A 13,527-nucleotide genomic window follows, 5' to 3' on the forward strand; every position below is an offset into this window, starting at 1 on the left:
AGTGGTTTTTGTGCATTGCAACAACGTCGTGGCGCGCAGGGCTGCCCTGCACTAAGGGGCTGCCCGGAGCTCGCCTTCCCATGTCGTTAATGCACGTGTCCGCGGGCTCATAGGGGGTATAGCCTCCCCGAAACGAGATCACGGGAGTGAGGCATGGCCAACGGTCATGACGACGCCGAGGACTGGGCCGACGTCAGGCGCTGGCGCAAGGCCGAGCGCGAGCGACTGATCGCGGCGCGTCTCGCAGTGCCGGCGGACGCGCGCACCGCTATGTCGCAACGCATTGCCGAATGCCTCGATGCGATCATCGGCGAGATCGCCGGCCGCATGGTGAGCCTCTACTGGCCGTTTAGGGGCGAGCCGGATTTGCGGCCATGGATGACATCCGTCAATGAACGCGGCGGCCGCACCGCACTGCCCATTGTCATCGAGAAAGGACAGCCGCTGATTTTCCGGGCCTACAAAGCGGGCGATCGGCTGGAAAAAGGTATCTGGAACATTCCGATCCCGGCCGAGGGCGATCCGGTGCTGCCGGACATCGTCATCTCGCCGATCGTCGGCATTGATCCGGCAAATTTTCGCCTGGGATATGGCGGCGGCTTCTTCGACCGCACGCTGGCCGCCATGCCGTTCAAGCCGCTGGTCATCGGCGTCGGCTACGAACTGCAGCGCATCGCCACCATCTATCCGCAACCGCACGACATTCCGATGGATCGGATCGTCACCGAAGCCTGAGGGCCCGTCGCCGCGTAGCAGCGCATATGTCACGTGACAAAAATCCGACTTGGTCAATAATATGGTCTCTGGGACCATGCGCGGAGGGCCGTTTCGACGTGCGTTCTGGGCGGATCCAACAGCGTCCGGTCGCTCTTTGGGAGGAGGATACGATGCGATATCTCTGTAGAGCTATTTTCGTTTTTTCGCTTTCATTAAGCGTCGCAACTCCGGCTTTTGCGAGCGGCAAGCTGGTGTCAGGACCGCGCATCGGGGATGAGGTCGATATTGTCAGCAGCTCTGGAATAGGCACGCGCCACGCGGTCATAAAAGTAAAACTTGACGAAGGAGACGAAAAGTATCTTACAGATCATATTGAAGGTGACTGTGTAAGCGGATGGTTCACAATGCTATATATTGGAATGGGTCGTCTCCGATTCCTTGGAAAGTTGAAACATCCCGCAAGTGCCGGTGCTCATTACCTCATAGTAAGCAGCAAATATGGTCCACTCGATGGGTCTACCGTCTCTAGTTATGGCGAAGCCCTTGAACAATATAATGCCCTCTGCCCTGGCCATGCAGATATGACGCTCGACCAATAAACGGAGCCGTAAAGTTAAATTGGTCAAAATTGGGGTGCCGGATCGGCCTTTGGTTAAGCCATTTCCGGCTTCATGCCCATCGCCGTTCGGTCGACGATTTCACGCAAGGCGAATGACGAGTTGATCTTCGTCACATGCGGCATGGCCGATAGCCACTCCTTGTGGATGCGCTCATAGTCGACGAGATCCTTGGCCGCGATACGCAGGATATAGTCGTATTCGCCCGACATCAGGTGGCAGGACAGCACGTTGGGGCAACGCTTGATCGCCGCTTCGAAATCCGACAGCGTCTTCTCGAACTGGCCCGACAGCGATATATGCACGATCGCCGTCATCTGGTGACCAAGGGCCGCATTGGACAGCCGGGCGTGATAGCCGCGAATGGTTCCGGATTTCTCGAGATTGTCGAGCCGGCGCGAACAGGCCGACTGCGACAGGCCAACCTTCTCGGCAAGCGCCGCATTGGGTATCCTGCCATCCTTCTGCAAAGTCTCCAGAATGGCGATATCGATCCTGTCGAGCGGCATTTTTCGTGAATCCTGCTGATATTCTGCTATTTTGCGCAATGATTATCGAAACCGGCCTTCCTGCGCAAGCGCATTCGCAAACACCTGCAGCCCGATTCATGGTTCACTTAACCAATACAGGGAGTGAGCCCAAAAGGGCCTGGATCAGGAGAAGAAAATGCGCGTCGGCTGCCCCAAGGAAATCAAGAACCACGAATACCGCGTCGGCCTTACGCCCGGCTCGGTGCGTGAATACGTTGCGCACGGCCACGAAGTGCTGGTCGAGACCGGCGCCGGTGCCGGCATCGGCGCCGATGACAATGCCTATCGCGCGGCCGGCGCCACTATCGCCAAGACCGCCGCCGACGTGTTCGCCAAGTCGGACATGATCGTCAAGGTCAAGGAGCCGCAGCCCAACGAATGGGCCCAGCTGCGCGACGGCCAGATCCTGTACACCTATCTTCACCTGGCTCCGGATCCGGAGCAGACCAAGGGCCTGCTCGCTTCCGGCGTGACCGCGATCGCCTACGAAACCGTGACCGACGACCGCGGCGGCCTGCCGCTGCTCGCACCGATGTCGGAAGTCGCCGGCCGCCTGTCGATCCAGGCCGGCGCCACGGCGCTGCAGAAAGCCAATGGCGGCCGCGGTGTGCTGCTCGGCGGCGTGCCCGGCGTGCTGCCGGGCAAGGTTACCGTGCTCGGCGGCGGTGTTGTCGGCCTGCATGCGGCCCGCATGGCGGCCGGCCTTGGCGCCGACGTCACCATCATCGACCGTTCGATCCCGCGCCTGCGCCAGCTCGACGACCTCTTCGCCGGCCGTGTGCACACTCGTTATTCCACGGTCGAAGCGCTTGAAGAAGAATGCTTTTCGGCTGATATCGTCGTTGGCGCCGTGTTGATCCCGGGCGCCGCGGCACCCAAGCTCGTCACCCGCGAAATGCTTTCGGGCATGAAGAAGGGCTCCGTGCTGGTCGACGTCGCCATCGACCAGGGTGGTTGCTTCGAGACCTCGCATGCGACGACTCATGCCGAGCCCACCTACGAGGTTGATGGCGTTATCCACTACTGCGTCGCCAACATGCCGGGTGCAGTGCCGGTCACCTCGGCCCATGCTCTCAACAACGCAACGCTGCACTACGGCCTGCAACTCGCCGACAAGGGCCTGAAGGCCCTGGTCGACGACCATCACCTGCGCAACGGCCTCAATGTCCACAAGGGCAAGATCACCAACCGCGCCGTCGCCGACGCGCTCGGTTACGAGCTGGTCGAGCCGAAAGCCGTTCTGGCTGCGTGATCTAAGTTACAAGAGGTTCCCTCCCGTCAGCCCGCCGGTTTATGCCGGCGGGTTTTTTCTTGGCCCGTGACACCGCAGGCAACAAAAAAGCGGAGCCAAAGCCCCGCTTCCTCGATATCGAGATTGCCGCCGGTTCATCCGCGGTCGGCCAATCGATCGACACTTGCCTTTTATCGCCTCTATGCGACGGGAGTACGACAGAACGCCTGCCGGCAACCTTTGCCGCTTAGGCGCGCTCGATACGGCATTGATAACAATTGTTGCGCGCCGAGCGGACATGCACGTAGGCAATATCGTCGCGTTCGAACAGCGTCTCGGCCCGCGCAGCAATCGCCTCAGTCGGGATGACACCGCCGCTGCCGTAGACGATGCGGTTATCCCTGCCATAGCCGCGCACGATATAGTCCGGGCTTTCGAGAATCTCGGGAAGCGCCCCGGTCTCGTTGGCCCGGCCGCATTCTTCGGCATGCAGAAAAATCGGCCCGGTTTCAGCATAGGGCTGAAGGTCCGGAAATGGCCGGTAAGCCAAAATGAGATAGGCGTCGCCCGCGGCGATGTTCTTCAGACAGTGCCGGCAAGGCATGCCGTCACCGTCGGAGATCTTTCGCTCGGGCGTGTGGCCGTAGGCATCCGGGCCGCCAAACTGCAGGGCCCTGACATCCTGGGTCGGCAGTGCTTTGAACTGAATGGTCATGGTGAAATCTCCGGTGTGGTTGGCGGAAATTATTCACTCAGACCGAAACTTCCCACCCGATTCCTGCCAAGTGACGAAGGACCGATCGGCGTTCTACAATCGGTCCTGACGCGCTTGGCTCGACTGAATGATCAATGATAATCCGACTAATAAATTCGCACGGGCGCTCGCGTATCAGCGGATAAAGTCGTCAAAGCGGCGCAGCGTTACGCGGCGATTCTGCCAGTTTTCGTTCTGCGTCTGCACGAGCAAAAACTCCTCACCATAGCCGACTGTCTCCAGTGCATAGCCGGGCACGCCGAATTCACGCACCAGCGTGCGCTTCAGCGAGCCCGCGCGCTGTTCCGACAACACCTGGTTCGACTGGGAGGAGCCGACGGCATCGGTATGACCCTCGATCAGCACACGGGCACCCGGATCGCGGCGCAGGATGCGCTGCAGCGCGTCAGCGACATTCTCGATCTTGTCGTATTGCGAACTGGAAATGGCGGCCGAGCCGAAGGCGAAATTGATCGACTGGATATCGATGGAGCGCGCTATGCGGCGAAGATCCGGCCGGCGCTTGAATTCACGAATGGTGACGCGCTCGCTCGGCCGCAGCTTCACCCGGGGCGCGGCCTCGAGCTTTCGCTCGATCGTCGCGGCCGAAGGCGTTGTCGCCTGGGCAGCGGCAAGGCTCGGCATGGCAATCGCAGCGATCAGCGCGGCGGCAAGTGTACGGCGAGTCAGCATGTCTTTTCTCCTTCGGCGTCAGCCGCATTGATGGTGCGGGCAACATGCCAAAGGCAGGCTGAAGCGGCGATGAACGACGGGTTCAGGATCCGGCTGGCGTCGGATTCCGGTTGAAATCAGGGCCGCATGACGCTGGCCGAGCGCTCGAGGAACGGCAGCGGATGCACAGTCTCTTTCTTTTGCGCCACCGGTGCAAAACCGAGTTTCTGGTAGAGCGGCAGAGCCGCGGGATGATCGAGCGTGCAGGTCTGCACCGTCACCCGCTTCGGTCCATACGACCATGCGGCGGCAATCGCCGAGCCCAGGAACCAGCGGCCGAGGCCCAGGCCGGTGGCATGTTCCATCATGCCGAAATAGGCGAGTTCAACTTCTTCCGGCAGATGCGGCTTGAGGTCAAAGAAGCCGGCCGGCGCACCGTCGAGGTAGAGCACCCGGATGTCACGGTCCTCGCGGTGGATGCCGGCCGAAAGCTCGTCGTCGTCCAGCCTCAGGACATTCACCCAATGCCATTTGCGGCCGACCCGATCCATTAAATAACGGTAGAAATGCAGGGGAATGTCCTTGGTCTTCAGCAGTGCGACCTGCCTGTTATAGGGCGCCGGCGGCGTATAGGTCGGCGGCACATGCATCTCGAGAAATGTAACGGTGACTTCTATGTCTTCCAGCACGCCATTTTGCATCGTCTTTATTCCTTGCCGGTCACGACAGGCGTGTCGGAGAGCCCGCCCCACTCGGTCCATGAGCCGTCATAGAGCCTGTTGTCAGTGTGGCCAAGCGTCTCCAGCGCCAGAGTGATCACCGCGGCGGTGACTCCGGAGCCGCAAGATGTGACGACGGGCTTCGACAGGTCAATGCCGGCCTCCTCGATCACTTCGCGCAAACGGTCCTTCGACAACAACACGCCGTTTTCCGACAGTGCGGAGTACGGCACATTGCGCGCGCCTGGCATGTGGCCGGAGCGGACACCCGCACGGGGCTCTGCCTCGGCACCGGTGAAGCGGCCCGGTCCACGGGCATCGGCGATCTGACTGGCGCTGGTATCGACGATCCGGCGCATGTCCGCCAGGCCGACGACGCGAGCGGCGTCGAAATCGGCGTGAAACACGTTTGGCGCGATCTTCGTGGGTTCGGCCGTTACAGGCCGGCCGGCCGCTTTCCAGCCATCGAAACCACCGTCCAGTATGTAGACCTGAAAAACGCCCATGACACGAAACATCCACCATGCGCGAGGCGCCGAGAAGAAGCCCGGGCCGTCATAAACGACGATGGTATCATCGGCCGAAACGCCCATCGCACCGACATACTGGGCAAAATGCTGGGGTGACGGCAGCGTATGCGGCAAGGCTGCGTCCGGATGCGAAACCGCATCCTGATCCAGGAATCGCGCGCCTGGAATGTGCCCTGCCTCGTACTCCCCGCGCGCGTCGCGTTTTTGCGCCGGGAGATACCAGGACGCGTCAATGATCGTCATGCCCGGCTCGCCGAGGCGCGTCTGCAGCCAATCCGCGTCGACTGTGAAAGGGCTGTCTTCGGCCATTCTTGTTCTCCTGCTTCGGCTTCGGCAAATTTTGTTCAGCTTGGCAATTTGGACGCGTTCAGAGCACGCGACATTCGCTTTGGATACGCGGCATAGTCAGCCGCGGCAGTCCATTGATTCCGATTGTTTTCATGTTTCGTGGCGAGTACGGATTGATCGTTATGATCTGGGGTGGGCGGGGTCAACAATCTCGGCATGAGCAATCTTCTGTTTTCGCGTATTCCCAGCAATCCGGTTTCGCTGGGACTCGTTTGCAACTTCATCGCGCATTATCCGCCATTCGATGGTTACGAGTTCGGCTTGATGGTGAAGACGCTGCGCTACCAGCTGGATCAGCAGACACACATGATCGGCTCGATCGACGACGCCATTGTCGCTTACGTCGGCTGGATCCAGACCAGCCGCGAGATAGCCGAGGCCTGGGCGACGAATGGCGGGCCACTCAATCCCTTTCCCGGCGGCGACGCCACGGCAGTGACCGTTCTGGCGACGCGGTCCTCGTCCCACATCCTGCCGATGATCAAGGAGGCCAAGCGCATCAACCTGGACAAGTCGGTATTCTGGAAACGCGACTTCATCGACAACCGCGGCTCGGTCAAGCGTGCCGTCCGCAAGCGCGACGTCTGATGCACCCGAAAGGCTCCGCCGAGGCGCTGACGCAAGAGATCCTCATCCGGCTGGATGACCGCTATGCCGCGATGTTCGTGCGCATCTGGCGGCCGGCCGGCACGCCGCGCGCAACAGTGTTCTGCCTGCACGGCTTTACCGGCAATGGTGCCGACTTTGATTACCTCGCCACTTTCCTGTGCCGTAACGGCTTCCTTGTGATCTGCCCCGACCTATTGGGACGCGGGCGCAGCGCCTATCTAGGGTCGGGTTATGACATCAACGTCTACACCAAATGCCTGCGTGCGCTGGGCGAGTTCGCCGGCACGGAGAACCACTTCATCGGCACTTCGTGGGGCGGTACGATCCTCCTGTTGTTTCTGCAGATGACCGGCTCCAGGGGCTCGAAGATCGTCCTCAATGACGTGCCCATGCGCGGAGGACCCAAAGTCGACGCGATGAGAAACGAGGTTTTGGCCGAGAGTGCGCTTACATTTCCCACACGTGCGGCCGCCAAGGATTATGTGAGCGCCACTAGAGCCGTCATGGGCCCGGTCGAGGACACGGTGTTCGACCGTTATGTTGAAAACAGGATATCCGCGGGAACGGACGTCTTCCGGCTTGCCTATGACCCCTCAACGACCGGCAATTTTGGCGCCCTGGCCGGACGCGAATATGATCTGTTCCCGATAGTCGCCAAGATCGACGCACGCACGCTGATGATGCATGGCCGCGGCAGCCGTGTTCTGGACCGGGAGGCCATCGAGCGCACCCGGCTGGCACGGCCCGATCTATGGCTCATCGACAACATGGATGCGGGTGATCCGCCGTCGCTTATGACACTGGACCAGGCCCTGCTTATCCTGGGGTTCCTGTCTGCCGCGTGAAAGTTTGAATTCTGTCGAAGCGGAGTTGGGTCCGGAGATGAATTTCGACGATCTGTACAGTGAGTATGTCGATGCGACTTATGATCGGCGGAGCTCCAACGAAAACCCCGCCAAGATCCTGATCTGCACAACGCCTCGCACTGCCGGGCATTCCTATTGCCAGGTGTTGCAGCAGTTTGGCCTGGGAATACCGACCGAGTATTTTCAGTGGCAGTATGCGTTGCCGTTGATGAGGCGTTGGTCGGGTGACCATGCCATGGACCTTGAAACACTCAATGAGCAGGCGCCAGCCTACGGTCGGCATCTCCTGAACAACAGGAGCGAGAATGGCATATTCGGCGCCAAGATCTTCTTTGAGAATCTGCCATTCGCACGCAGCGCAATCGGCGATGACGACGGCAATTCGTTCTATGTCTTCCTGTCACGGAGAAACAAGGTCGATCAGACCATAAGCCTGCTGTCGATGCTCCACACGGGCCAGCCGTTCGACAGCCACGAGCATCTGCCTGGCATTCCGAAGGTAGCAGTTTTGACCGAGAGGATCGTCCGGGATACCGCGCAGCATATTTTCGACAGCGAGATACGTTGGAAAAACTATCTGAACACTCTTGATCGCCACAGGGTGGCTCACGTGGGCTACGAGGATTTTGTCGCAAACCAGCGGGAAAACGTATCCGCCACGATGCGCAACTGGTTTCCGGGCCTCGAACTGAAGTCAAAGGCGGTATCGGCAAGCACTCGCTATGCGCATGACGTCGAGTTCAAGACCATGATCAAAAGGCAATTCGGGAACTATCTGCAGCGGTTCTGGCAGGATCATACAGGGCCTGAATCGTCACCGCCTTGAAACGCTGATTGAAGCCCCCTGCGCCGGACGGAGAGCCAGCGCATAATCGAACCGGATCACATCGTCGGCTCGACTGAAGGCAAACTGGCGCACAAGGGCGACAACTGCCTCCTTGATTTCCAGGCGGCCGAGACGCGCGCCTCCACACATGCGTGGTCCGGTCAGGAAAGGAATGAAGGCCCGGCGATCAAAGCTGTTGTCGAGGAATTCCTTCCGGCTGGCGTCGAAGACACGCGGGTTCGACCAGAAGGATGGATTCTGGTGCACGCCGACGATCGACACCATGATCAGTTGCCCGGCATAGAGCTTTCTGCCGTCGAGAACCGTATCGGCGCCGACTTCGCGGGTCAGGAACGGGATCGGAGGAAAGTAGCGCATCGTTTCGTTGATGATGCAATCGGTGTACGGCGTCTGCGCCTCACCCGAGAGAATCTCGGCATGGATACGCTCCTGTACCTGCTGGTTGGCCCCCAACCGATCGATCACCCAAAGTGCCGTTGTCACTGTCGTCTCGACGCCGGCAAAGAAGTTCATGACGAACTCCTCCACCGGGGAGAAGCCTTCCAGGTCAGGCGCCTGATTCTTGAAACGGTCCATCTCAGCGGCAGCGCGGGGCTCAGCCATCAGCAGCGATGTGAAATCGGCGATCACCGCGCGGGAGTCCTCGATAACATTGGTGCGCTCGACGTTCGTCGGCGACACCCAGGAATAATATTGGAGACGCCGCAGCACGTTGCGGACCCGGTCCAGCAGCAAAAGCGTCGCCGCCATATCGGGGACAAGGCCGAAAGCCCGGTAAAATATCGTCATCGACGCTGCGAACAAAGCCTGTTGGATGGAGGGCAGTGTCGCGTCGCTCTCAGAGAGACTGGCGGTATAGAGTTCCGCCACGAGACGTTGCTGCGCCGGCTTGGCAGCAGCCAAATAGGTGTCCTGGGTGATGGCGCGCCGGACCGACCAGTCCTCGCCATTGGTGTTGAAGCGGCTGAAACCGAGTGCCGAGATCAAGGAGAAGTTCTTGCGGAAGAGTTCCGGCGCCTTGACGATGGTGTCGACGGCTTCCGGGTTATCAAAGACAATCAGATTGCCGAGGTCGCGAGCCCGTCCATTCGTTTCCGCCTGCCCGCTTTGGGCAAAAAGTGCATAGACGAGGTTGTTGAGAACGCTTTCGATTTGCGTCTGATTGTCCATCAATGCTCCCAAGCGGCCATGAACGCCAAGCGGATGGCGCTGACATCTCGACCAGAAAACCCGGCGCTATCCTATTTGATTCGCTGGGATAAATCGTCTTCTGTGGCAAACGCGTAACACTGCCGGATCAAATTATTATAGCAGCTATGATGCGCGATGCCGCTGCGGTAATGTGCGAGTGGGCTAATATCAGTTCACTTTGATTGATTCCAGGCGGGGAAAAATGCGAAATCACGTTTCTAGCAAGCTTCTTGCTACGGTTGCGGCGTCTGCTGCTTCGGTAGCATCTGTTGGTGTGGTCACGGCTCATGCAGCCGATGCGGTGGCCGTCGACCCTACGGTGGTCGATTCCCGCATCAAGATTGCCTTCGAAGGCGCGGTCTATCAGTCCAATGTCGACAAGCTTGGTGACACCAGCGACAAGCTGGGCAACGGCAACAGTTTCGGCGATCTGTATGGGTCGGTCGCGCTGACCAAAGCAATTTCTGCGGATGTCGACTGGCGTCTCGCTGGCTCCTATCACGCGGGCCAGGATAATGACTTCAGCCTGAACATCCCAGAGACCAACCCCAACGGAAACGCCAATGTCTCGTTCGGGAACAGCTACAACTTCCAGACGCTGGATTTCGATCTCGGCAAGCACGTCGAAGTGCAGGCTGCAGACATTCGGTTCTTCGGTGGGCTGCGCTTCCTGCATTCGAAAGAAAAACTGAATTTCCACGAAGGCTTTACGCCTGACGATCCGGCGAATGACAAGTCCGGCAATGCCGACAAGCTCGGCTCGTCCGAGTTCTACGGTATCGGCCCGCGTGTCGGCGCTGAAGTCTATTACCCCTTGGGTGAGACATGGGGCTTGACTGGAGCACTTTCCGGTTCGGCCATGTGGGGCCGGCGGACCAACGAACTCTCTTTCGATTCTGTGACCAACGATCCCAATGGTACACCTCCTCAGCCAAGAGAAACACATGTCAGCGAAAGCCAGCATTCCAGCGAGGTCGTGACCAATATCGACCTTTCCGGCGGCGTGACTTTCAAGCCTTGGGAAAACACGACGTTCACTGCGGGTTATCGGGTCGAACAGTGGCACAATCTGCTCCAACTTTCGGACAAGAGCACCCAGACGTTTGACGGCCCGTTCCTGCGCCTCGAAGTCAAGATGTAAGCTAGCCGTTCGAGCTTCCGAGTTCGGACTGCAGCGTCGAATGGATTGCAATTGACTGAACTGGACGTGGCGTTTGAATCCAGGGTTGCCGTAAACGGCAACGTCAGACTGCACTACACGGCGGCGGGCTCAGGCCCGCCGATTGTGTTTCTGCATGGCTTTCCCGACCACGGCATGGGCTGGCGCCGGCAGATGCAAGCGCTTTGTGGCCGCTACCGCGTGATCGCGCCGGACCTGCGGGGTTTTGGGCAAAGCGACGCGCCGGAGGGGTACGGCAACTATGTGCTGACAAATCTGGTCAACGACGTGCTGGCCGTTCTTGCAGCCGAAAAACTGACCCAGGCGGCCGTTGTCGGCCATGACTGGGGCGGCATCATTGCATGGTGGCTGGCCATACGGGCGCCTCAGGTCGTGCGCCATCTCGTCCTGCTGTCGACGCCGCATCCACGCAATCATCTGAATGCCATTGCCGATCCGGCCAACGCCGAGATGATCGCTTACATACGCAGCTTCCAGGTGCCCGGTGCAGCCCAGATGCTGAACACCGACGAACTCGCCACCTGGGTCGCCGATCCGCAGGACCGGCAGGCGCTGATGGACTCGCTCAGGCGATCCAGCCCGGAAGCGATGCTAGGCTACTACAGAGCCAACATACCGCTCGGCAAGGTACCCAGCCTGGGACAACTGCCGATGGTCAAGGCGCCGACCCTGGTGCTGTTTGGCACTGCCGATCCCTATGTTCCGGTCAGCGCTTTCGATGGCACGTTCCGCGAGGTCGACAATGTGACCGCGCTGGTGGCACTGCCCGGCGCCGGTCATTTCATCCACCATCAGGCAGCCAGGTTCGTCACCGAGCAGATCGAAGCGTGGGTGGAGCGACCACTTTCCAGTTTCCGACACCTTGGGTAAGTGTTTCAGGATCGACCGAGCAACTATAGAAAGCCGAGGGCTGTCTGACCTCAGGCCGCCGGCATCGGGCCAAAGCGGATCCGGAAGCGCCTGTTCTCGCGGCCCTTCTTTTCGATCTTGCCGATGTGGATTTCACCGATTTCGCCGGTGCTTTTCACATGCGTGCCACCGCAGGGCTGGCTGTCCACAGCCCCATTCTCACCGATGCAGACCAGGCGGATCTTGCCGGTGCCGACTGGCGGCCGGACGTTCTTCGATTTCACCAGGCCAGGGTTGGCAGCGAGTTCCTCTTCGCTGATCAGCCTGGTGAAGATCGGGTGATCGGCCCGCACCAAATCCATCAGGCTCGCCGTTACCTCCTCCTTGTTGAAGCTGGCGTCAGGAATATCGAAATCGACACGGCTGTCGTCGTCTGAAACGGAAGCGCCGGTGATCGGGAACGGGCAGACGACCGTGAGCAGGTGGCAAGCCGCGTGCATGCGCATCAGCAGGTGCCGGCGTTCCCACAGAACCGCCAGTTTAACCTTCTCGCCGACCGTCAGGGCCGCCTGCGCCGGTGCCGGCACATGGATGATCTCATCCTTGGTCTCACCGGTGATGGTGGCGGCAATCTCTATGCGATTTCCGTCGGCGCACTCCAATAGCCCGGAGTCACCCGGTTGGCCGCCCGAGGTGGCATAAAAGATCGTCCGGTCGAGGATGATGCCACCCCGGTCGTTGATGGCAACGACCGTGGCGTCAGCTGTCTTCAGATAAGCATCGTCGCGAAACAGTGTTTCAGTCTTGTGCGCCATCACGCGATCTTTTCGAACGGCACCGAAATGGTGCTCTTCAGCTCCATCCAGCCCGGCACCGGCAAATTCTTCTCGCGCAGGAATTCCGGATTGAACAGCTTCGACTGGTAGCGCGTGCCGTAGTCGCAAAGAATGGTCACGATGGTGTGGCCGGGACCCAATTCCCTGGCCAGCCGGATCGCGCCGGCGATGTTGATGCCGGTCGAGCCGCCGACGCAAAGGCCTTCTTCCTGGATCAGGTCGAAGACGATCGGCAATGCGTCCTCATCCGTGATCTGGAAGGAAAAGTCCGGCGTGAACCCTTCGAGATTGGCGGTGATGCGCCCCTGCCCTATGCCTTCAGTGATCGAACTGCCTTCGGCCTTCAATTCGCCGCTGGTGTAGAAATTGTAGAGTGACGCACCCAGCGGATCGGCGAGCGCGATCTTGACGTCCTTGCTCCTGGCCTTCAGTCCTAAAGCGACACCGGCAAGCGTGCCACCCGACCCAACCGCCGAGACGAAACCGTCGACCTTGCCACCCGTCTGGTTCCAGATTTCCTCGGCGGTGGTGCGGATATGGCCATCGCGATTGGCGACATTGTCGAACTGGTTGGCCCAGATGGCACCGTTCGGTTCGGTTCGCGCCAGTTGCTCAGCGAGCCTTCCCGACAGCTTCACATAATTGTTGGGATTCTTGTACGCCACAGCCGGCACCTCGATCAGCTCGGCGCCAAGCAGCCGGATCGTGTCCTTCTTCTCCTGGCTCTGTGTGTCGGGAATGACAATGACCGTGCGGTATCCCAGCGCCTTGGCGACCAGCGTCAACCCGATGCCTGTATTGCCGGCCGTGCCCTCGACAATGACGCCGCCCGGCTGCAACAGACCGCGCTGTTCGGCGTCGCGGATGATGAACAGGCCGGCGCGATCCTTAACCGACTGTCCCGGATTCATGAACTCGGCCTTGCCCAGTATCTCGCAGCCGGTTTCTTCGGACGCTTTGTTGAGGCGGATCAGAGGCGTGTTGCCGATCGCGTCGATCACAGAACGAGGCATTCAGGATTCCTTGTGTGC

Annotated in this window: 16 protein-coding genes; 8 read left to right on the forward strand and 8 right to left on the reverse strand. The window is 59.8% G+C overall.

Features of this window, described 5'->3' with window-relative positions:
* Positions 1–153 precede the first annotated feature (153 nt).
* Together EB235_RS22295 and EB235_RS22300 are read left to right on the forward strand one after the other, a co-directional pair.
* Positions 154–735, forward strand: coding sequence for a 5-formyltetrahydrofolate cyclo-ligase (locus EB235_RS22295; protein ID WP_027028888.1), 582 nt, complete (start codon positions 154–156; stop codon positions 733–735).
* A gap of 152 nt (positions 736–887) precedes the next feature.
* Complete coding sequence (locus EB235_RS22300; protein WP_155256248.1) at positions 888–1,316, forward strand: hypothetical protein; 429 nt, start codon at positions 888–890, stop codon at positions 1,314–1,316.
* A gap of 53 nt (positions 1,317–1,369) precedes the next feature.
* Here the strand turns inward: EB235_RS22300 and EB235_RS22305 are convergent, their stop codons facing one another.
* A complete protein-coding gene (locus tag EB235_RS22305; RefSeq protein WP_010909317.1) occupies positions 1,370–1,843 on the reverse strand; it encodes an Lrp/AsnC family transcriptional regulator in 474 nt (157 codons plus the stop codon).
* Positions 1,844–2,000: 157 nt separating this feature from the next.
* Between EB235_RS22305 and ald the strand changes: the two genes are divergently transcribed.
* Positions 2,001–3,116: an alanine dehydrogenase gene (gene ald / locus EB235_RS22310; protein WP_027028887.1), complete on the forward strand. Its 1,116-nt coding sequence runs from the start codon at positions 2,001–2,003 to the stop codon at positions 3,114–3,116.
* Between the two features lie 226 nt (positions 3,117–3,342).
* Here ald and EB235_RS22315 read toward each other — a convergent pair whose 3' ends face one another.
* From EB235_RS22315 to sseA, 4 genes are all read right to left on the reverse strand, one after another.
* A complete protein-coding gene (locus EB235_RS22315) occupies positions 3,343–3,810 on the reverse strand; it encodes a DUF1203 domain-containing protein (protein WP_027028886.1) in 468 nt (155 codons plus the stop codon).
* Between the two features lie 174 nt (positions 3,811–3,984).
* Positions 3,985–4,542, reverse strand: a complete 558-nt coding sequence (locus tag EB235_RS22320; RefSeq protein ID WP_027028885.1) for an OmpA family protein — start codon at positions 4,540–4,542, stop codon at positions 3,985–3,987.
* A 116-nt stretch (positions 4,543–4,658) separates the two neighbouring features.
* Positions 4,659–5,222 carry a GNAT family N-acetyltransferase gene (locus EB235_RS22325; protein ID WP_027028884.1) on the reverse strand — a complete coding sequence of 188 codons (564 nt, stop codon included), beginning with the start codon at positions 5,220–5,222 and terminating at the stop codon, positions 4,659–4,661.
* 5 nt (positions 5,223–5,227) lie between these two features.
* The gene (sseA, locus tag EB235_RS22330) at positions 5,228–6,079 is read right to left on the reverse strand and encodes a 3-mercaptopyruvate sulfurtransferase (RefSeq protein WP_027028883.1); all 852 of its coding nucleotides are present in this window, start codon (positions 6,077–6,079) and stop codon (positions 5,228–5,230) included.
* 195 nt (positions 6,080–6,274) lie between these two features.
* On the opposite strand from sseA, the gene EB235_RS22335 reads away from it, so the two are divergent.
* From EB235_RS22335 to EB235_RS22345, 3 genes are read left to right on the forward strand one after another with little or no spacing between them, the layout of a single operon-like run.
* The gene (locus tag EB235_RS22335) at positions 6,275–6,706 is read left to right on the forward strand and encodes a hypothetical protein (RefSeq protein ID WP_167334847.1); all 432 of its coding nucleotides are present in this window, start codon (positions 6,275–6,277) and stop codon (positions 6,704–6,706) included.
* Entirely contained in the window at positions 6,706–7,572 is an 867-nt protein-coding gene (locus EB235_RS22340; protein ID WP_027028881.1) for an alpha/beta fold hydrolase, read from the forward strand. The genes EB235_RS22335 and EB235_RS22340 overlap by 1 nt, the downstream gene beginning before the upstream one ends.
* A gap of 37 nt (positions 7,573–7,609) precedes the next feature.
* Positions 7,610–8,419: a Stf0 family sulfotransferase gene (locus EB235_RS22345; protein ID WP_027028880.1), complete on the forward strand. Its 810-nt coding sequence runs from the start codon at positions 7,610–7,612 to the stop codon at positions 8,417–8,419.
* Here the strand turns inward: EB235_RS22345 and EB235_RS22350 are convergent.
* Positions 8,408–9,610 carry a cytochrome P450 gene (locus EB235_RS22350; protein ID WP_027028879.1) on the reverse strand — a complete coding sequence of 401 codons (1,203 nt, stop codon included), beginning with the start codon at positions 9,608–9,610 and terminating at the stop codon, positions 8,408–8,410. The genes EB235_RS22345 and EB235_RS22350 overlap by 12 nt on opposite strands.
* A gap of 223 nt (positions 9,611–9,833) precedes the next feature.
* Between EB235_RS22350 and EB235_RS22355 the strand changes: the two genes are divergently transcribed.
* The gene (locus tag EB235_RS22355; RefSeq protein WP_155256244.1) at positions 9,834–10,772 is read left to right on the forward strand and encodes an Lpg1974 family pore-forming outer membrane protein; all 939 of its coding nucleotides are present in this window, start codon (positions 9,834–9,836) and stop codon (positions 10,770–10,772) included.
* A 51-nt stretch (positions 10,773–10,823) separates the two neighbouring features.
* On the forward strand, positions 10,824–11,681 hold the full coding sequence (locus EB235_RS22360; protein ID WP_051429570.1) for an alpha/beta fold hydrolase: 858 nt from the start codon (positions 10,824–10,826) through the stop codon (positions 11,679–11,681).
* Positions 11,682–11,731: 50 nt separating this feature from the next.
* Here EB235_RS22360 and EB235_RS22365 read toward each other — a convergent pair whose 3' ends face one another.
* Together EB235_RS22365 and EB235_RS22370 are read right to left on the reverse strand one after the other, a co-directional pair.
* A complete protein-coding gene (locus EB235_RS22365) occupies positions 11,732–12,475 on the reverse strand; it encodes an alanyl-tRNA editing protein (RefSeq protein WP_027028876.1) in 744 nt (247 codons plus the stop codon).
* Complete coding sequence (locus tag EB235_RS22370) at positions 12,475–13,509, reverse strand: cysteine synthase A (RefSeq protein WP_027028875.1); 1,035 nt, start codon at positions 13,507–13,509, stop codon at positions 12,475–12,477. The genes EB235_RS22365 and EB235_RS22370 overlap by 1 nt, the downstream gene beginning before the upstream one ends.
* Positions 13,510–13,527 lie beyond the last annotated feature (18 nt).

Origin of the sequence: Mesorhizobium loti R88b, assembly GCF_013170845.1 — a bacterium.
Lineage (GTDB): Bacteria > Pseudomonadota > Alphaproteobacteria > Rhizobiales > Rhizobiaceae > Mesorhizobium > Mesorhizobium loti_B.